Genomic DNA, 19,013 nt, shown 5'->3' with positions numbered 1-19,013 from the left:
AAGCAGATGTTTCAAAGCAATGAATAAAAATGAGATCTTATAAGTTTTTAGAGGAAGTATTACATAAGGTAAGGAATATCGAAAACACACTAAAACTACTAAGCAAAAGCCAATTGAATGTAGAGGACAAAGTTGAACAAATGTGTCTTCTAGAGGAAATCAGACATGAAATTATCTCTCATGATGCAATAAAGGAATCATTAGCAAATGCTCTTAGGAATAAAAAGAGTGCAAATATTCAGCAGCTAAAGTTAATAGAGGGGATATACAAAAGCAGTAGTGCTATTCCTGTTGATTTAGTAAAATCTTTGTCCAAAGCTAAGATTGAATGCCAAAACTTATGGAGGCTAACTAATTCTGAAATTAGTAACTTAGAAAAGCTGAAAGAATGCTTTACTAACCTAATTAAGCTTACTCGTGAAGCAGCTTCTATAAAATCGCAGCAATTAAAGCGCTCAAACTATGAGTCATTGCTTGCTGACTATGACTCTAATATCACAGAAAAGAACATAAAGGAAATATTTCCTAAGCTAGGTAAATTTTTTAGTGAAAATGTAGAGAAAGTAACTCAAAAGCAGAAGAAGGATAAGGTTACTAATATACAAAAAGTTACGGTTCAGAGACAGATTGAACTTGGTTCCTTATTCTTACAGCAAATGAGTGTTACACCAAATGAGATTTCCATTTCTTATTACGATTCTATCGATTCAGATGAATCTGACCTTTGTTATGGTTTATTTTTACTTTTACGGCATACTGGTTATGCAATTCATCAAAAATGTTTAGCGCAAAATTCTATAAAGAGCTCAATTACAAAACATATTATGTATGAAACTCAAGGGTTATTCATGGAAAGGATCATTGGAACATCCAGAGAATTTATTGAGTTCATTCAACCACACATAAAGGAGAAACTTTCTACAAAAGGCAAAATTAATAGTAGTGTTGAAAATTTGTATTTGATTTTCAATAAAGTAAATCTTTCATCTTTTTTGAAGAATGCGGATGAATTTAGTTTATTGGCTCACATTATGCTAAGAACTAAATTAGAACAAGATCTAATAAATGGTACGTTAGAAGTTAAAGATCTACACGATAAATGGTTGGAAGGTATGAAGCATTACAAGATTTCAGTAAAAGCTAAAAATGAGCTAGACACTTATTTTCAAGATGAGTATTGGATAAGTGGTGTTATAGGCTACTTTCCTATTAAAGTCATAGCGTTAATCGCTGCTGTGCAGTTTTTTTCTTTCATTAAGAAAAATCATTACGAATTTTTAGATTCTATAGTAAAAGGAGATTTCAGTTTACTTATCGATTGGTTCTCTAAAAATGTATATAGTGCAAATTATGGCTTTTTGGAACAGCTAAAAAAGGTAACAGGTAGGGATTTAGATATTGAGTGCTACACTAGTTACTTATCTGAAAAGTATAATTTGTCTAAATAAATGGTTTTCTTGAGTTGTGTATGAGTTTTGTTCAGAATTTAATCAGAAATTTTTTTACTTTCAAAGGTTTATTTGCTAGCGATATTGCTATAGATCTTGGTACTGCAAATACTTTAGTTTATCAGAAAAGTCAGGGGATAGTGCTTGATGAACCCTCAGTTGTAGCAAGAGTAAAAGAAAAAGGAAGTTACGTTCCTTATGCTTTTGGCAAAAAAGCTAAGATGATGCTCGGAAAAACACCTGGAGAAATAGAAGCGATAAGGCCCTTGAAAGACGGAGTTATTGCTGATTTTAAAAGCGCGGAAGAAATGTTAAAATATTTCATACGCAGCGCAAACACAAGATTCACTGTTAATAAGCCTAATATTATCATATGTGTTCCATCTGGATCTACCCCAGTTGAAAGGCGTGCTATACAAGATGCAGCAGAAAGTGCTGGTGCAAATGAAGTATTCTTAATTGAAGAACCAATGGCTGCAGCAATTGGGGCTGGACTTCCAGTTACCGAACCTGAAGGTTCTATGATTGTTGACATAGGAGGTGGTACAACTGAAGTTGCAATTATTTCTTTAGGTGGAATTGTTTATTCACGTTCTGCCAGAGTAGGTGGCGATATTATGGATGAGGCAATAAAGTCATACATTCGTGAAAATCATAAGTTATTGATTGGCGAAACAACTGCTGAAAAAATTAAGAAAAGCGTCGGTTCAGCCAGTCTGCCAGTTGAAAACAACAAAGAGGGAATGATAATTAAAGGCAGGGATTTAGTGAGTGGTATGCCAAAAGAAATGCTTTTATCAGAATATCAAGTTGCAGAGAGCCTAATAGAGCCTGTACATCAGATAATTTCTGCTATTAGAACTGCACTGGAGAGTACTCCACCTGAACTTTCTTCTGATATAGTTGATAGAGGAATAATTTTATCTGGTGGAGGTGGGTTATTGCGCAACTTGAGTAAAGTTATTAGTGAAACAACAAAATTACCAGTTCGTGTTGCAGATGATCCACTTTGTTGTGTTGCCCTGGGTAGCGGAAAAGTACTTGAAAACATGGACTATTTTGGCCATGTTTTATTCAAGCAAGATTAAATTGTTTTTGAAGGCAGTTTATCGAATTGTTTTGATGGAATTATGTAATATAAATGAGATCCCAGTGTCACGCACCAAGTAATTTAAAGGCAACTTCCAGCAGGAAGGGGTGTCATCCCAGCGCTTGACACTGGAACTTGACTACAAATAAGTACGCTGTTTCGATGAAATTGTGTAATAGAAACTGGATTCCAGTGCTTGACACCAGGTTTGTGTTTATAAATTATATGCTAAAAGAATTTGAAATTGAACCTTTATTAAAAGATAAAGCTCCGCATCAAACTAAGGCTATTGTTGCAATGTCCGGGGGAGTTGATAGCTCCGTTGCTGCAGCACTGCTGTATAACCTTGGGTACGAAGTGATAGGTGTGACTCTTCAGCTCTATGGCAGTGATGGTAATGCGAGAAAGGGTGCATGCTGTGCTGGACAGGATATTTATGATGCCAAATACGTGGCTGAAAGTGTTGGCTTTCCCCACTATATTTTAAACTACGAGGAAATATTCAAAAAGGAAGTAATAGAGGATTTTGCAAATACCTATATGCGTGGGGAAACCCCCATACCATGTGTAAGATGTAACCAAACAGTAAAATTCCGTGATCTATTGCAAGTCACAAAAAATCTTGGTGCGGATGTGCTCGTAACAGGACATTACGTAAGAAGATTAGAAGAAAATGGTGAGGTAAAGTTGTGCAGAAGTATTGATAAAAGTAAAGATCAAAGTTATTTTTTGTTTGCTACAACTGAGGAGCAGTTAAAGCTTTTGCGATTTCCACTAGGTGAGTTCTATAAAAGTGATATAAGAAAATTAGCAAAATATTTTAGCTTACAAATCTCTGAAAAGCCGGATAGTCAAGATATATGCTTTGTTTCCGAAAGCTATAGTAAAACAATAGCTAAATTAGCTCCACAATCTGTACAGAAAGGTAAAATAGTAGATATTCATGGAAAAGTGCTAGGTGAGCACAACGGCATAGTAAATTTTACAGTGGGCCAGAGAAGAGGCCTCTGCATTGCACACAGTGAGCCTCTTTATGTAATAAGAATTAATACAGAAAATAATGAGGTTGTAGTGGGTCCAATCAATGCGCTCATGCAAAAAAAGATATTGGTCAAAGAGTTAAATTGGTTAGAACAACCAAAAGAAGGCATGGAAGTAACTGTGAAGCTTAGGTCATCACATGCAGGAAGCTTAGCGACAATATATTCAACTGACGAAAAGAACAAAGCCTGTGTAATTTTAAACGACGATTACTTTGGCATCAGTCCAGGTCAAGCCTGTGTAGCATATAAGGGCGAACAAGTTATAGGTGGAGGTTGGATATGCTCCTAACTTGGTGGTTTAATTTTTTAATGCAGAATGTAAACATACAATAAAATTTATTGCTGTTTTATCCTATATTCTTTATACTATAAAGATAATTATTATATTGTGGACTAGAGGGATGGTTAAAGAAGTTGAAGAGTTAATAAAAATTGTTGGTAAGGGCAATTTACTAGAGGCCGCATTTATTCGTTTGGGCAGTTTTCAACATGCTGACTTACATCATTGCATGGATTGCAGAAATCATATAGGTCTATCCGAATTCATTAATAAAAAAGAACAAGAGCCATTAGATAAATATTTTAACTTAAAATTTAGTCTACAAGGATTGTTTTTAATTTATGTTCAAGCTTATAGAGTTCTTGCAGAAAATGCTCAGTTCAATACTCAAGAAGTAATTGATAAAATATATGCTGCAGTTGAAAGTAAAAAAATACCTACTCTTTGTGACACTTCGAAGAAACTGCTAAGGGAAATTGTAGATCAAGTAGAATTGACAGAAGATCAAAAAAAACTAAAGCTTTTTAATATTCTAGCAAATCCGAAAGGTGAAGCTCTATTTAACAATAATGATGACTTTGAGAAACAAGTACTCAATAATGTTAAAAAGTTACTCAAAATAAGCTATGCAAATGAATTTGATAAAGAGTTTAGCTTATGTAAAGAGGTAATAAATCATTATTACTCGATTCACAGTATAAAAATAGATAAAGACATAGCATTACTATTTTCTAGTTATGGTATATTTTCTACATGTACTGGAAATGGAGATATTTTATCACTCAATCAATATATTAATGAGAAAGCTAGAGTAATCAACACACCACTGTATTACAGTTACATCTTACAGTTAATAAACGTATTAAGAAAAATTGAGTTACCGTATAGAAATGGATTCACCAAGTATACACTTAATTATAGAGGTATAAGTGAATTGAACGGGACATTTACAGCTGCAAGAGAGCAAGACAGTCAAGATTCTCTATATCCTAAAAATATCAAACGTACTCTAGAGCAACTACTAAAAAACCAAAATAGTGATGCATTTGAACAATTAGTAACAAACCCTGAGAATACGTATTACTCAGTGCCACAAAGTGAATGCAGACTAAACTCTACTATCAGTAACAAAAAAAACAAAAATCATAAAAACACATTTTGTAAATTAGCTTTAGGTATGTTTATATTGTCTATTGGATTATATACTGCTGATTATTTCTTTATGGAGCAAAAGTTATTCAACTCAATAACAAATATTTTGCCACAAAATAATCTCATCAATTTCATAGTTGCTGCAGTACTTACTATCGTAATAGTATATGCCTTATCTCAATTATTGAAACCACCACAGGAACCACCACTTTCAACAGTCGATGATGTGCGGAAGAAAAAATTAGAACCGCTCCATGCAAAATAAGCTCAGAACTACATAAATGTGGCAACTTAAAAGCACATATTGTATAATGCTTATTCTTAAGTTAAGAGGTAATTTATGGATTTAAGTAAAATAACAGCGGGACCAAATGCGGTGAATGTGGTAATTGAAATAGGCGCAAATGCTGAGCCTGTAAAGTATGAATTTAATAAAGAGCTTGGTTTATTAAAAGTTGATAGATTTTTGTCCACCTCAATGACTTACCCTTGCAACTATGGATTTGTACCAAACACCTGTGCAGGTGACGGTGATCCTGTAGATGTTTTGGTAATAACTCAATTTCCTTTAGCATCTGGGGTTTTGATATCAGTGCGTCCAATAGGTGCATTGCTCACTAAAGATGAAAAAGGAGAGGATGAAAAAATATTAGCCGTACCTATCTCCAGTGTTGATAGCTATTATGAGAATATAAAAAACTATTCTGACTTACCTAAAAACTTACTAGATAAAATTTCTCATTTCTTTTCTCATTATAAAGATTTAGAAAAGGGAAAAACGGTAACAGTTGGAGAATGGGCTGATGTGGAAAAAGCAAAAAAAATCATTGAAAAAAGTAGAAATTAGTTTGCATTAGAGCTGCTCAGAAAAATATTGTTGTTTTTTATGTTGCGGTTAAAAGCATTAGACAGGCAGTAAAGGTCTTGATATTATAGTAATAATTTGGAAGGGTGGCCGAGCGGCTGAAGGCGGCGGTTTGCTAAACCGTTATACGATTGAAAAGTCGTATCGAGGGTTCGAATCCCTCTCCTTCCGTATATTATTGTTTAGGTATTCATTACAGTAATTTCATCCTCTTTTTTAATTATTAAAAAGTTAGCTAGCGTTTATTCAGTATTTATTATAGAATTAGTTATTAGCTAAATAATTTTATATGCATAAAATACTAATTTTGATATTAATAATGCTGCCGCTTAGGTTACTTGCAACTGAGATTGAAATTGTTGCAGATGTAAATGGTGAGCCAATTTCAAATTTAGATATCGAAAGACGTATAAACTTCATAAATTCATTGCTTGGCACTCAGAAGATTAATCAAAAAGAGGTAAAATCTCAAATTCTAAGACAGTTAATAGACGAAATTATCATTGTCAGCAAAGCACAGAAGATGAATATAGAATTGAGTAACGAGGAGTTAAATAATGCTGTCACGTTATTCTTAACTCAAAGTTTAAAACTTGAGGCTGATGAAGTTGATCAATACGTAAAAAAGCATAATATAGATCTCAATACCCTAGAAAAACAAGTAAAGTGTCAGCTACTGTGGAACAAGATTATTGAAGTAGGAATTGTGCCACTTGTCAATATCAGCGATAAAGAAGTGGACGATGTAAGAAAACAAAAAGAGAAACCTGACTACCTTATTACATTTCAGGAGTTTGTAATTCCTGATCAGAAGATGGCTGAAGATTTAATAAAACAATTGCGTAGCAGTAATAATCCAGAATCTTCAATAAAGATGAGCAAAGCAACCGTTAATTTAAGTCAGCTAAAAGGTAAACTCAAGGACGTTTTGGAAGGATTAGAAATCAGTGATGTAGCAGGTCCGGTTAGTTTAAGCGAAGGTTACTCTGTTATAAAAGTCATAGATAAAGTACAGCTTAATCATACAATGCTGAAAAGTACTTTAAAACTGAAACAGGTTGTAGTTGAAGGTTCAGAAAGTTTACTCTCTAATTTTAAGGAGCAAAAGGTCAGTTGTTTAAATTTTGACAAGTTAGCAGATGATTTCAAGTTGCCAAGCGTAAAAGAGTTTGAAATAAAAATGCGAAATTTAAATCCTGATTTACAGATTTTATTTAGTAAAACAAATATGAATGAAATAGTAGAATTAAGAGAAAATAGCACTGCAAAGTTGATGATGTTATGTGATATCAAAAATAATGCAATGGATATAGAAGCAATCAAACAGGAAATGTATCAACAAAAGATTATGATACAAAGCAACCTGTTATTGGATAATATGCGTAAAAATGCAGCTGTTAGTTATCAGTTTAATTGAAGTTAGAGAGGTTTTCTACTCCATAAAAAGTTTATGAAGAATATAATGCTCATTGGCGGTGGAGTTGGAAATGCAGTGTTATTTTCGATAGGGAAGGCATGTCTTGAAAACAATCATAAGGTTTTATATTTCGCTGGCTATAAAAAATTAAGTGATGTATTTAAACGAGCACTGATAGAACGTGCATCAAGTGCAGTAATTTGGGCATGTGAAGAAGGATTGATAGAAACAAGTAGAGATCAGGATAAATCCTTTCATGGTAATATAGTTAATGCAATAAGCTCATATCAGCAAGGAAAGTTAGGTAAAATTACTATTAGTTTAAACACTATAGATAAAATCATCACTATTGGTTCTGATAAAATGATGAAAGCTGTAAATGAAGCTAGAAAAACAATTTTAAAGCCATATCTGAAACCAAAACACATAGCAATATCATCAGTTAACTCTCCTATGCAGTGCATGATGAAAGAAATCTGCGCTCAATGTATTCAGCAACACATAAATAAGGAAACAGGAGAAATAAGTTTTGTTTATAGTTGCAGTAATCAAGACCAGGATATGGAGCTTGTTGACTTTGATTTTTTAAGTGAGCGCTTGAAGCAAAATAGTTTACAAGAAAAGCTCACTGCAAAATGGATAGAACATGTTCAAAGACACTAAACAGCACAAAGAGGAACTAAGGAAGCAATATAGAACCATAAGAAAAGATGTTGATGAAAGTTATTCTAGTTATGCAGCAAATTCTCTTATTAATCTCTTTAACAAAAACTTAAGTTGCGTTAAAGGTAAAACAATAGCAGCGTACATTCCAACAGACGGAGAAATTAATGTTGTGCCTTTGATGCATCATTTACTCGATTTAGGATATAAAGTAGCAATTCCTAATAAAAATAAGTTATTAAAATTTGAGGAATGGAATAAAGCAGATGAAGATATAATTCCCGACACAATCATTACCCCTATTGTTGCTTTTGATGATCATTTTAATAGGTTAGGTTTTGGCGGTGGTTGGTATGATGAAATGATAAAAAAATTACGGCCACTTGGAAAAATATTTATAGGTGTAGCCTATGAAAAGCAATATTGTAAAAATTTACCTGTAGAAAAACATGATCAAAAATTGGATATTATAATCACTGAGATGTGTGTTAGATGTAGAAGTGGATTGCTCAAAAAAGTGGATAGAAAGGAGTAGCATAGTCTCCCTCTTTCTGATAGTATAGCCCTTCTCATAATAGTCCAAAAAGAGTAAGATATGGATTGATAGTAGTGGAAGGTAAGGATGCCAGTAGCATATAGTTATGACTTAAGAAAAAAGGTAATGGAAGCATTGGATGAAGGAGAGAGTGGAGAAACTGTTGCCAAGAGATTTAAGATCGGAAAAACAACTTTATATGAGTGGAAGAAAAGACGTGAGAAAACGGGAGATTTTCAGTCAAAAAAGCCTGGAAGCGTGGCATAAAATTACCGACTGGAATGCATTTGCCGAATTTGCAAATGAGCAAGGTGGCAAAACTCAGTCAGAGATGCTGGGGCAATATTAGTAGACAAACAATTCATCGAGCACTTAAAAATATAGGATTCACAAGAAAAAAAAGACCTACGGATATAAAGAAAGAAATGAAGAAAAGCGAGCTCAATTTTCAAAGGTTATAGCAACAAAAGAACCTAAAGAATTAGTGTATATAGATGAGTCTGGACACTGAACCTATGGGTATTGCCAGAAAGGACGGGAGTGTTAAATAAAGTGTGTCAAACCGAAAAGTAAAATATTACAATTAATATAAAACGGAGGTTTTACACATGAGTGAAAAAATGGCAAATAAATATGTTGGATTAGTAGACTATCAAGAACTAGAGTCAAATATTCTGTCATCTATACGAGAAGGTAGGCCACTTACCGGAAGAGATGGAGCGCTAACACCATTGATAAAGAAGCTGCTAGAGGCAAGTTTAGAAGGTGAAATGGAAAGCCATTTATCAAATAATAGGAACGAAGAAAATAATCGCAGAAACGGCAAAAATTCAAAAACTTTACGAACAAGTATTCGAGCTGCTAACACCAAGAGACAGAGAAGGAAGCTTTGAGCCACAAATAGTCAAAAAAAGGCAAACAAGCCTACATTCTGAACTTGAAACAAAGATTTTGAGCATGTTTGCCAGCGGTATGGGATATAGAGACATAATGTCACACGTCGAAGAAATTTATGACAACAAGATATCGGTTGCTGAAATATCCAGTATTACTGATAAATTATTGCCAGTGATTAACGAATGGCGCAGTCGTCCTTTACAGGCAGTTTATCCGATAGTTTTTATGGTTCTTTAAAGTAAAAGAGGACGGACGATGTGTAAGCAAGTGCATGTATAATATATTGGGCATAGATCAGAATGGCAGAAAAGAGGTATTAGGCTTCTATTTGGCTGAAAGCGAAGTTCTGGTTAGGTGTGCTAAACGACCTCAAGGAAAGAGGTGTAGAAGATATTCTAATAGCCTGTGTTAAAAAGTTTTCCTACAGCTATAAACAGCGTCTTTCCTAATACAGAAATGTATAGTGCATCAGATACGCAATTCATTGAAGTATGTGGCTAGCAAAGATACAAAGAGCTTTTTAAGTGATTTGAAGAGGGTATATCAAGCACCAAGCAAGGAAATTGCTGAGAATTATCTACTAGAACTGGATGAAAAATGGGCCCTACGGTTATAAAATCGTGGCAGAGTAACTGGGAAAATTTGTCTAGTTATTTCAAACGCTAATTCTGGATGGCTTTGTTGCATAGCACTGATAGGGATGTAAATCACAGTAAATTTATGCAGCTAATTCAAATTTAGCCATACCTATATCAGTAAATTTGTTTAGCAAGTAGCACTTAATTAACAGCTCTTTTTCACGATTTATCTCTGATTTATTTTTCAAGCCAAACCCAAATATTTGCTTTAACCTATAGAAAAAGACTTCAATATAAGATCGTGCTCCATACTTAACTTTTTTCTTCCATTCATTAATACCATCTTCATAGTTCTCATATGACCTAATTCTACTAATATACTTGTTTCTTTCTGATAAGTAATCAGCTAAACAAATTTTAGTATCCTTCCTAGGGCGAATAATAGGCACAATATTGTATTTTCTGCATTCTTTATACACACTTCTTATATCATAAGCCGCATCTGCTCGAATAGAACAAATGTTATATTTATTACTGACTTCCTCTAACATATCGCAGACCGGCAAATAGTCCACAGCAACACCACTAGTGTAGTTCATGCTTATTGCTTTCTTATCATTTACGTTTAAAACAACATGTAATTTTCTTACTTGACCATAACCACTGTATTTTCTTTTTCGAGTATTAAGCTTACTATGCCCACCGTTATTACTGTAGATACTAACTCTAGTGCTATCTACGGCAATTTCAATATTTTCCAAATCATCTTTATTGGTTCTATGGTCATCAATCTTCAAATTAAGCTTTTTAAATCTTCTGGAAGCTTGTGTATAGCTTAAGTTTTTTGCCTATTTGTACCATATAACCTTTTACAAAACCTACAGCTTGTCTCAGGCCAATTCTAAAAAGATGAATTATTATGTGTATTAAAATTACAACTTTATCACTATAAATGTTATTACCACCTGCAACTTTTGGACTGTTTTCATACCAATTTTCTATGGCTTGATTAACAAAATGAAAAACATTTCCTCTTTTTTTGAGAAACTCGTTATATTCTCTTTGGTTACTGACTCTCATTTTTTGTGGCATAAGTTATAGTTGTTTGAAAAATGCCTATTTTACAACAAAATGCGTTAGTAACCATATATTTAAAAGCTTTTCTCCTTACAATAACCTCAATCAACACTAGCTATGCAACAAAGCCATCCAGAATTAGCGTTTCAAGTATTCTGATCCAATGAGGAGAGTAATTTACACCACTAATCCGATAGAGGGACTACACAGGCAAATTAGAAAATTCACCAAGACCAAAGGCTCATTTACCAGCACAAATGCCTTGTATAAACAGGTATATTGTGCTATAAAAAAGGTGGAAGAAAAGTGGACGATGCCTGTACGTGATTGGGCATTAACTATGTCACAGCTTGATATTTTCTTTCCTGGTAGATTGAAAATTGAGTTGAGTTGAAAATGTGGTTTGACACACTTTATTTAACACTCCCGTCTTTCTTTCGATGAGATCAAACAGTTACAGCAGAAAAGACCTCATAGTTCCCTCAATTTATCCCTCTGCTTATTCCTTTAACTACTGATGTTCCATTTAAGAATGTATCAGGCTTTTTAGATAACTCTACTTTCCTTGAAACTTTCTGACCTAAAACTTTAGAAGGCTTTTCTACTTTCTGCTGTAGTATCATAATTTCTTCCTTAGCTAAAACTTCTTCTAAGTTACTCTTTAAATGATCTAGAAACTTATCAGTTTGTTTAAATTCTGGACATGCTTCTTTTCCAAATGAATATAGGGTTTCTGCTATTTCAGAAAATCTTCTATTTGTTATTTTTCCATTTATTATTTTTTCAATTATAGCTGATTGCACTGCCATGGGATCAAAGTTTAGATTTGTCACTGATATTCCTGACTTAATAGCAGTTTTATTTAACACTTTCTCAAATCTATGTGTAATATTTAGTGCATAACCTCTTGCTTCTAATAAAGGTATAGATTGATCTACTGCAGGTATATATTGTTTACCCGTAAACTTTCTTACAAGCACATCAAGTAACATTATCGTACCATTTACATCCATTTTTGCATCTACTTGTGAGATTGGACTTTTAGTTGTAGTACTTGATTTGGAATCTAATAACCCACCTATAGAGCTTTTTACCCAACCAAATAAATCATTTATCCATGAAGATGGTCGTCTTGTACCACTACTCATTGTGTACTCACTTCTACGGTTTCTAATGTGCTGCCTATGTCTATGAGGTTGATCAGATAACATGACTTCTGTAAACACATCATCGTACACTTGATCCTTATACTCTCTTTTCACAATATCCAAGTATCTTGCAGCACTTATTTCCTTCTCATGATCTTTTAATACTATCTCTTTATCAGTAAATTTTATTGATAACGTTTTCATCTTAGGTGTTTTATAGAATTTACTAAGTGTAATACTGCAAAAATCATCTTTAGTAATAGTCGAATCAAAAGCATTAGTTATTATTAGATCATGACCATTACTACGAACAAACGTATTGTTTCCTCCTTTTCTAGGCGTGATAAGCTCAGCATCTTTCTCCACATCTTGATCGGTTACCACAATAATTTCTTTATCTTTGTCAAAGATCAAAGGTAGTGGTTTTAATTCTAATTCAGAACTTATTTTCATAGGCGCACTATTTGAGATGATATGAAGATTTTCATACCAATCCAAACCGTCTTTTAATCTTACTGTTAGCACTTCTAATAAAAAACTTTGTCCCATTTCTGCTTCTAACCTAACTAGCAAATCACTTCCATCCTGAGAAATTTTTGGCAGACCAACATGCACTTTTAAATCACCTTGTATTATTTTTACCACATTACGTAAATCTAACGTATTTATAGAACTTCCTTTATCAAGATTATAGATGTTTACTTCTGGTGTAGAAAAAATACTATGTTCATATCTTTGCTCACCTGAAGCTATAGTAATTACGTATACATTCTCACCACCATTTCCAACTAAGTGACTGTTATGGATTGGATTATTGTGAAGTATAGCTCTTTTCATAATAGTCCAAACGAGGTAAAATAAGGTTTTATAGTAGTGAAGGTAAGGATGCCAGCAGCATATAGTTATAAAAAAAGCAATGGAAGCACTAGAAGAAGGAGAGAGCAGGGAAACGGTGGCAGCAAGATTTAAAATTGGAAGAACTACGTTATGGGAGTGGCAGCAAAGAAGAAAAGAAACAGGAGATTTTCAGTCAAAAAAACTTGGAAATGGAGGTTATAATCACAAAATTACTGACTGGAATAAATTTACTGAATTTGCTAAAAAATATGGTGGTATCGGAAATGGCTAAGCTTTGGAGCAATGTTAGTATCCCAACGATCCATCGAGCTCTTAAAAAAATTGGACTCACACGCAAAAAAAGACATATGGATACAAAGAAAGAAACGAAGAAAAACGCGCTGAATTTTTGAAAATTATAGCAACAAAAGAACCTCAAAACTTAGTTTATATAGATGAGTCTGGCATTGATAACACCGAGTTATGGATATTGCCAGAAGGGACAGAGGTTTTATGCTCTAAAATCTGGTAAAAAAATTCAACGAATCAGTATGATTGCAGCCTTAAACGGCAGAAAAATAGTTGTTCCGTTAACATTTGAAGGCCACTGTAATATGGATATCTTTAATAAATGGTTTGAGCAGTTTCTGACACCGATTTTGAAACCTGGACAAACTGTTATCCTTGATAATGCTACTTTTCATAAGTCTAATAAGATTTGCTAAAGGAGTTGGCGCAGAAATTTTATATCTACCGCCTTATTCTCCCGATTTTAACAAAATTGAGCATCATTGGTTTGCTATAAAAAACAGAGCTAGTCCTCTATTCACATCTTTTCGTCATGCTGTTGATTCCGCTTTTCTATAAGCTTTTCGGACTATTATGAAAAGAGCTATAGTATATCCAATCCAGGAATTTTGGTAAAATCTATATCAGTTACTCGATATAATTCTTCATGCAAAGCAAAGTTTGGTTTACTTTTTCTGTGCTTATTTTTCTCTTCACCTAACTTTTACTCTCATCAGACTTTATCTCAAATGTTTTATAATATTCTTAAATGCTCCTGTCACATTCTGCTACTTTTTCCTGATAAATATTATATAGCTCAAATTCTTGCTTTAATGTAAATAGGTGTTCTTTTCTATAGTTTCCTGCTAATGCTTTTGCAATAACAGATTTATCACTTTTTATTCGTCCATCTCTTAGTTCAGCCAATTTTTCAGGATTATTCTCACCATCTATTATTGCTTTAATAATTTGCATTCCAGTTACACCAGTTGTATCGCTTATAACTTTATGTAGTTGAATATTCATTTGTGTTAGCGCTTTTTGCATACGCAAAGTATGTGTAGAAGCATTTTCAATTAAATTTTTACGTTGCCGAACATAACTACGCAATACACACATTTGATCATCTGGCCTAAATGACCCTTGGAGTAACCCGTAACTGTGTAGTTGTTGAATCCATTTGCACATCTGATTTTCTCCCAGGTACATTTTTAACATGTTTTGCGTTTACCAGTTTTACTTCAAATCCGTGTGATTCAAGTACTTGAAACAAAGGAATCCAGTACACTCCTGTTGACTCCATGGCTACTGTATTAACTTTACATTTTTTCAACCATTTTGCTATGTTGTAGAGATCTTACGTAAAGCAGCTAAATTTTTGTATACGTTGTTCATCGCTTCCTTCGGGTACACATACATAATGTACAGCCGAGCCAACATCGATTCCTGCTGCATTAGATCTCTAATTTACTTTTGAACTTTGCCATTTTTAATCTCCATTATATAATAATCCATAATTGAGAAGTGCTTAAGCTTGGGACGGTTGAGTTATACATTCTTCTAATCGAGGTAGCCCAAAAGGCTCAATCAGTGGTTCGACTGTTCCTCCAAAGCCACGCTGTCCTACGGGCACTTAAGGCACCATTGCACAGTTCGGCTATAACTGCAAAAAGCTCTTCTCTACAAAATTATACATAAAATTTGCCATACACTCAGCTAGGAAGTTTCTTTTTGGTTTGACAAGTTTTATCTGTCCGGCGCTGTCCAGTATGATAGGGGTTTTTAGGTCAATTCGGCGGATGCTATATACCATGCTGCTATAAAACCTAAATAAATCTTTCTGAATTCGACTTTGTTCTACATTATGAATGGCAGAATTGTTAGTATTATAAAGCCTTTCTGGATGTGGTTCATTTAAGATATTATATCCAACAATGGCAGGATGGTCCTTAAGTTCTCTTGCAAGATCTTGCCAAAATTTTGCTGCTTGTTTTTGAAAAGCTTGATCTGACCATAAACGTAAATCATCTTTATCGTTATTATTTTGCTTCCATCTAGATCCAGGTAAGCTAAGCATCGTTAACACTACTGGTATTTTTTGTTGATGAAAAGCATCTAAAACATCTTTCAGAACTTTCAGGTCTTTGGAAATCAGGCCCGGATAATTGTCTGCATTGCCTAAGAGGAAGTCACGTTGCGTAGTTTCAAATTTGTCAGGAGCAAGACGAATAAAACCAATTTTGTATTCCTTTGCTGCTTTGATTAAGTCACTATCAACTTTTCTATTGAAAACATTTGCTCCCTTTCTAACTCCAGTTTGCCAAAAGAGCATTTTGCTGTTCTCCGGTATTGACTTAGCACTCACATTACAGAAAACTATAGAATACAAAACAGCTGTAATTAGAAGAAAAATTTTCACTTATATAATTTTGCTATAATGGTAAGTAACCTAACAGACAAGATCCCGTTTGTAAAGATGCATGGTACTGGCAATAGTTTTGTTATCATAGACTCACGTTCAGCAAATAATTTAGACTGGAATTATAGACAAATTGCTGATCAAGGCAGTTGTGATCAAGTGATCATTATAACAATGTCTAATGCTGCAAACTGCTTTATGCATATCTACAATGCTGACGGTAGTCGAGCTGAAATGTGTGGAAACGCAGCACGCTGTGTTGGATATTTGATAATGTTAGAAAAAGGTACTGAATATATCACTATTGAGCTGATAAATAATCGTATCTTAGAATGTTTTAAAGTAGGTGATAAATCAATAAAGGTCAATATGGGTAAACCACTGCTTAAATGGAATGAAATTCCTCTTTCTTGTGAATGCGATCCCCTTTATCTACCTATAGAGCTTGAAATGCTGAAAGAGCCAGTTGCAGTAAATATTGGTAACCCTCATATAGTTTTTTTTGTTGATAACATAAGCGAAATACCATTGCAGAATTTAGGACCAAAGCTAGAAAATCACGAATTATTTCCTCAGAAAACAAATGTTAGTATTGCACAAATAGAAAAATCTGGAGAAATAAACTTAAGAGTTTGGGAAAGAGGAACAGGTATTACTGCTTCATGTGGTAGTGCGGCTTGTGCAGCATTTGTTGCATCTATACTTCGTAAGTGTTTGGCTACTAAACAAACTTCAGTGCATTTACCAGGAGGTCAGTTACTGATTGAGTGGTCAAAAAATATACTGATGACTGGGGATATAGGGTTTTTATGACCTAGGCTAGGCACTGACACTCATTACTTCTAACACCTTTTTACCAATCACAGCAGGGGTTTCTGCAATCGCAATCCCAGCACTGCGCATAACCTCTAACTTTGCACCAGCACTTCCGCCACTAGAGGAGATAATAGCCCCAGCGTGCCCCATACGTCTTCCTGGAGGTGCTGTTTGACCTGCTACAAAACCAACGATTGGCTTTTTAGTTTTTTCTGTTTTCACAAAATGTGATACATCCTCTTCTTCGTTTCCACCTATTTCACCAATAACTACAATACCATGAGTATCGTCATCTTTTAAAAAGAGCTCCATACAGTCAACAAACGTCATACCATGAACAGGATCCCCTCCAATTCCTATACATGTTGACTGACCAAGACCAACAGCGGTTGTTTGTGCTACCGCTTCATAAGTTAAAGTTCCAGAACGAGACATAATTCCTATATGTCCACGTCTGTGAATATGTCCTGGCATAATTCCTATTTTGCATTCTTCGGGTGTAATAACCCCTGGACAGTTTGGGCCAATCAATCGACTGTTTGAACCAGCAAGAGCGTGCTTTACCTTTACCATGTCAAGTATAGGAATGCCCTCTGTGATGCAAACTATTAATTCTATCTCTGCATCTATTGCCTCAAGTATTGCATCAGCTGCAAATTTAGCAGGTACATATATCACAGTAGCATTCACATCAGTTTTTTCTTTAGCTTCTGCTACGGTATTAAAAACTGGTAAATTAAGGTGAGTGCTTCCACCCTTGCTAGGAGTTACACCGCCAACCATTTTGGTTCCATAGCTAATTGCTTGTTCTGAATGAAATGTACCTTGTGCACCAGTAAAGCCCTGGCATATTAATCTTGTATCTTTATTTACTAAAACAGACATACTCTACTTCACCTCTTGTACTATTTTCTGTGCAGCCTCGTCAAGTTCGTCTGCAGCAATAATATTTAGCCCTGACTCTTCTAAAATTCTTTTTCCTTCTTTAAAGTTAGTGCCTGATAATCTAACCACTAAAGGGACCTTAATATCTATTTCTTTTGCAGCTTCAACTATTCCATTTGCAATGATATCACAACGCATTATACCGCCAAATATATTAACCAAAATTCCTTGTACATTACTATCAGATAATATAATTTTAAATGCTTCAGTGACAGTTTCCTTACTTGCTCCACCACCAACATCTAGAAAGTTAGCAGGCTCTGCTCCATAGTACTTTATTATATCCATTGTTGCCATAGCAAGACCTGCACCGTTCACCATGCAACCAATATTGCCATCCATTTTGATGTAACTAAGTCCATGTTTTGAAGCTTCTATCTCTTCTTTAACTTCTTCATCATAATCACGAAGCTGCACGATTTCTGGATGACGATATAAAGCGTTGTCATCAAAATTAATTTTAGCATCAAGTGCAACAAAATCCCCGGAATTTGTTTCAACTAGTGGGTTAATTTCTATTTGGCTTGCATCAGTTGTAATAAACGCATCATATATATTTTTTGCAATATTTGTTATTCTTTCTATTTGTTCTGAATTCAAATTAAAATTATTGGCAAGTTTACTGTTATCAAGATTTGTAAAACCAGTAGCAGGGTCAATATCAAATTTCACAATTTTTGTAGGAGAATTTTTTGCCACTTCTTCAATATCCATTCCACCTTCTGAAGAAAATATAAATACTAACCTACTGAGCTTTGGATCAACTACTAGACTCAAATAGTACTCTTTTTTAATGCTTGAACCTTCCTCAATGTATACTCTTCTTACCTGCTGTCCACTAGGCCCTGTTTGATGAGTAACTAAAGTTATGCCAAGCATGTCCTTTACAAGTTGTTGAGCTTCTTTAGTTGACTTTGCTAGCTTTACGCCACCAGCCTTACCCCTACCACCTGCATGAATCTGAGCTTTAACCACAAACACGTCAGATTTTAGTTGATTTATTTGAGTTTCTACTCCTTCTGCAGATGTAGCAACAAAACCCTTTGGTACCGGGACATTAAACTTGTGTAAAATTTCCTTTGCTTGATATTCATGAATATTCATAAGATAACTAATTATTAACCTTAGTAAAAACTACCAACCATAACGCTGTCTTCTGCATTCTTGCTGATACCTCTTTTTCCTTGCTTCAGCTTTTTTTTTAGCTGTTTTCTCTGATTTCTTTTCGTGATATTTTTTTTTCATTTTGAGCCCTCTTCCTTCCTTTTGAATTATTTTTCTCAACACTGGAAGAGCTCTATCTACATCACCATAATGGACTGATACTTCAATCAAACTCTATACCTCCTTCGGTAATCACTTCAAAATCCATTTATAAATTAGAAAATTAACATTGTCAATTATTTTATAAACTTGAGCGATAGAATATGATATGCAGTGATTTATATGAAAAAAGCTTCATTCTGCTGTCAATCATTTACTTGCTGATAAAAATTGCTTTTAGGTTACAGTGCT

General features: G+C 34.3%; 14 protein-coding genes, 1 tRNA gene and 6 pseudogenes. 14 read left to right on the top strand and 7 right to left on the bottom strand.

Translation table 11 applies throughout. From position 1 onward, the window contains the following. Window positions 1-29: 29 nt before the first annotated feature. The 11 genes and pseudogenes from OOL05_RS06430 to OOL05_RS06380 form a co-directional block, all read left to right on the top strand. On the top strand, window positions 30-1,448 hold the full coding sequence (locus tag OOL05_RS06430; RefSeq protein WP_264730254.1) for a gluzincin family metallopeptidase: 1,419 nt from the start codon (window positions 30-32) through the stop codon (window positions 1,446-1,448). 20 nt (window positions 1,449-1,468) lie between these two features. Continuing rightward, a complete protein-coding gene (locus OOL05_RS06425; RefSeq protein WP_264376115.1) occupies window positions 1,469-2,536 on the top strand; it encodes a rod shape-determining protein in 1,068 nt (355 codons plus the stop codon). Window positions 2,537-2,763: 227 nt separating this feature from the next. Next, window positions 2,764-3,870 carry a tRNA 2-thiouridine(34) synthase MnmA gene (gene mnmA / locus OOL05_RS06420; RefSeq protein ID WP_264376116.1) on the top strand — a complete coding sequence of 369 codons (1,107 nt, stop codon included), beginning with the start codon at window positions 2,764-2,766 and terminating at the stop codon, window positions 3,868-3,870. Window positions 3,871-3,982: 112 nt separating this feature from the next. Then, a complete protein-coding gene (locus OOL05_RS06415; RefSeq protein ID WP_264376117.1) occupies window positions 3,983-5,278 on the top strand; it encodes a WD1261 family protein in 1,296 nt (431 codons plus the stop codon). 75 nt (window positions 5,279-5,353) lie between these two features. Beyond that, the gene (gene ppa / locus OOL05_RS06410; RefSeq protein WP_264376118.1) at window positions 5,354-5,860 is read left to right on the top strand and encodes an inorganic diphosphatase; all 507 of its coding nucleotides are present in this window, start codon (window positions 5,354-5,356) and stop codon (window positions 5,858-5,860) included. Window positions 5,861-5,958: 98 nt separating this feature from the next. Continuing rightward, window positions 5,959-6,049, top strand: a tRNA-Ser gene (locus OOL05_RS06405). Window positions 6,050-6,167: 118 nt separating this feature from the next. Next, on the top strand, window positions 6,168-7,295 hold the full coding sequence (locus OOL05_RS06400) for a SurA N-terminal domain-containing protein (RefSeq protein ID WP_264376119.1): 1,128 nt from the start codon (window positions 6,168-6,170) through the stop codon (window positions 7,293-7,295). A 33-nt stretch (window positions 7,296-7,328) separates the two neighbouring features. Then, window positions 7,329-7,958, top strand: a complete 630-nt coding sequence (locus tag OOL05_RS06395; RefSeq protein WP_139686783.1) for a ferredoxin reductase domain-containing protein — start codon at window positions 7,329-7,331, stop codon at window positions 7,956-7,958. Continuing rightward, window positions 7,942-8,493 carry a 5-formyltetrahydrofolate cyclo-ligase gene (locus tag OOL05_RS06390; protein ID WP_010403418.1) on the top strand — a complete coding sequence of 184 codons (552 nt, stop codon included), beginning with the start codon at window positions 7,942-7,944 and terminating at the stop codon, window positions 8,491-8,493. Before OOL05_RS06395 ends, OOL05_RS06390 begins: the two co-directional genes overlap by 17 nt. An 87-nt stretch (window positions 8,494-8,580) precedes the next feature. After that, window positions 8,581-9,001, top strand: a pseudogene (locus tag OOL05_RS06385) (IS630 transposase-related protein); the annotation flags it as partial. A gap of 100 nt (window positions 9,002-9,101) precedes the next feature. Next, a pseudogene (locus OOL05_RS06380) lies at window positions 9,102-10,050 on the top strand (IS256 family transposase); the annotation flags it as partial. 58 nt (window positions 10,051-10,108) lie between these two features. Here the strand turns inward: OOL05_RS06380 and OOL05_RS06375 are convergent. After that, window positions 10,109-11,060 (bottom strand): annotated as a pseudogene (locus OOL05_RS06375) (IS5 family transposase). Window positions 11,061-11,190: 130 nt separating this feature from the next. Between OOL05_RS06375 and OOL05_RS06365 the strand changes: the two are divergent. After that, window positions 11,191-11,439 (top strand): annotated as a pseudogene (locus OOL05_RS06365) (transposase); the annotation flags it as partial. A gap of 88 nt (window positions 11,440-11,527) precedes the next feature. Here OOL05_RS06365 and OOL05_RS06360 read toward each other — a convergent pair. Beyond that, window positions 11,528-13,030 (bottom strand): latrotoxin-related protein, encoded by a 1,503-nt coding sequence (locus tag OOL05_RS06360; protein WP_264730246.1) that lies wholly within the window; start codon window positions 13,028-13,030, stop codon window positions 11,528-11,530. 48 nt (window positions 13,031-13,078) lie between these two features. Here OOL05_RS06360 and OOL05_RS06355 point away from each other — a divergent pair. Continuing rightward, a pseudogene (locus OOL05_RS06355) lies at window positions 13,079-13,897 on the top strand (IS630 family transposase). 28 nt (window positions 13,898-13,925) lie between these two features. Here OOL05_RS06355 and OOL05_RS06350 read toward each other — a convergent pair. Continuing rightward, a pseudogene (locus OOL05_RS06350) lies at window positions 13,926-14,805 on the bottom strand (IS110 family RNA-guided transposase); the annotation flags it as partial. 170 nt (window positions 14,806-14,975) lie between these two features. Beyond that, the gene (locus tag OOL05_RS06345; protein WP_264730244.1) at window positions 14,976-15,650 is read right to left on the bottom strand and encodes a glycoside hydrolase family 5 protein; all 675 of its coding nucleotides are present in this window, start codon (window positions 15,648-15,650) and stop codon (window positions 14,976-14,978) included. Window positions 15,651-15,755: 105 nt separating this feature from the next. Here OOL05_RS06345 and dapF point away from each other — a divergent pair, with 105 nt between their 5' ends. Continuing rightward, a complete protein-coding gene (gene dapF / locus OOL05_RS06340) occupies window positions 15,756-16,550 on the top strand; it encodes a diaminopimelate epimerase (protein WP_010403976.1) in 795 nt (264 codons plus the stop codon). A 6-nt stretch (window positions 16,551-16,556) separates the two neighbouring features. Here dapF and sucD read toward each other — a convergent pair whose 3' ends face one another. From sucD to rpsU, 3 genes are read right to left on the bottom strand one after another with little or no spacing between them, the layout of a single operon-like run. Further along, window positions 16,557-17,438, bottom strand: coding sequence for a succinate--CoA ligase subunit alpha (gene sucD / locus OOL05_RS06335; protein ID WP_064085491.1), 882 nt, complete (start codon window positions 17,436-17,438; stop codon window positions 16,557-16,559). Window positions 17,439-17,441: 3 nt separating this feature from the next. After that, window positions 17,442-18,602 (bottom strand): ADP-forming succinate--CoA ligase subunit beta, encoded by a 1,161-nt coding sequence (gene sucC / locus OOL05_RS06330; RefSeq protein ID WP_139686754.1) that lies wholly within the window; start codon window positions 18,600-18,602, stop codon window positions 17,442-17,444. A 30-nt stretch (window positions 18,603-18,632) separates the two neighbouring features. Continuing rightward, window positions 18,633-18,833, bottom strand: a complete 201-nt coding sequence (gene rpsU / locus OOL05_RS06325) for a 30S ribosomal protein S21 (RefSeq protein ID WP_007302350.1) — start codon at window positions 18,831-18,833, stop codon at window positions 18,633-18,635. Between the last annotated feature and the right edge of the window lie 180 nt (window positions 18,834-19,013).

It is taken from the genome of Wolbachia endosymbiont (group B) of Episyrphus balteatus, from assembly GCF_947250575.1.
GTDB lineage: Bacteria > Pseudomonadota > Alphaproteobacteria > Rickettsiales > Anaplasmataceae > Wolbachia.
This window is presented reverse-complemented; position numbering and strand designations above follow the sequence as displayed.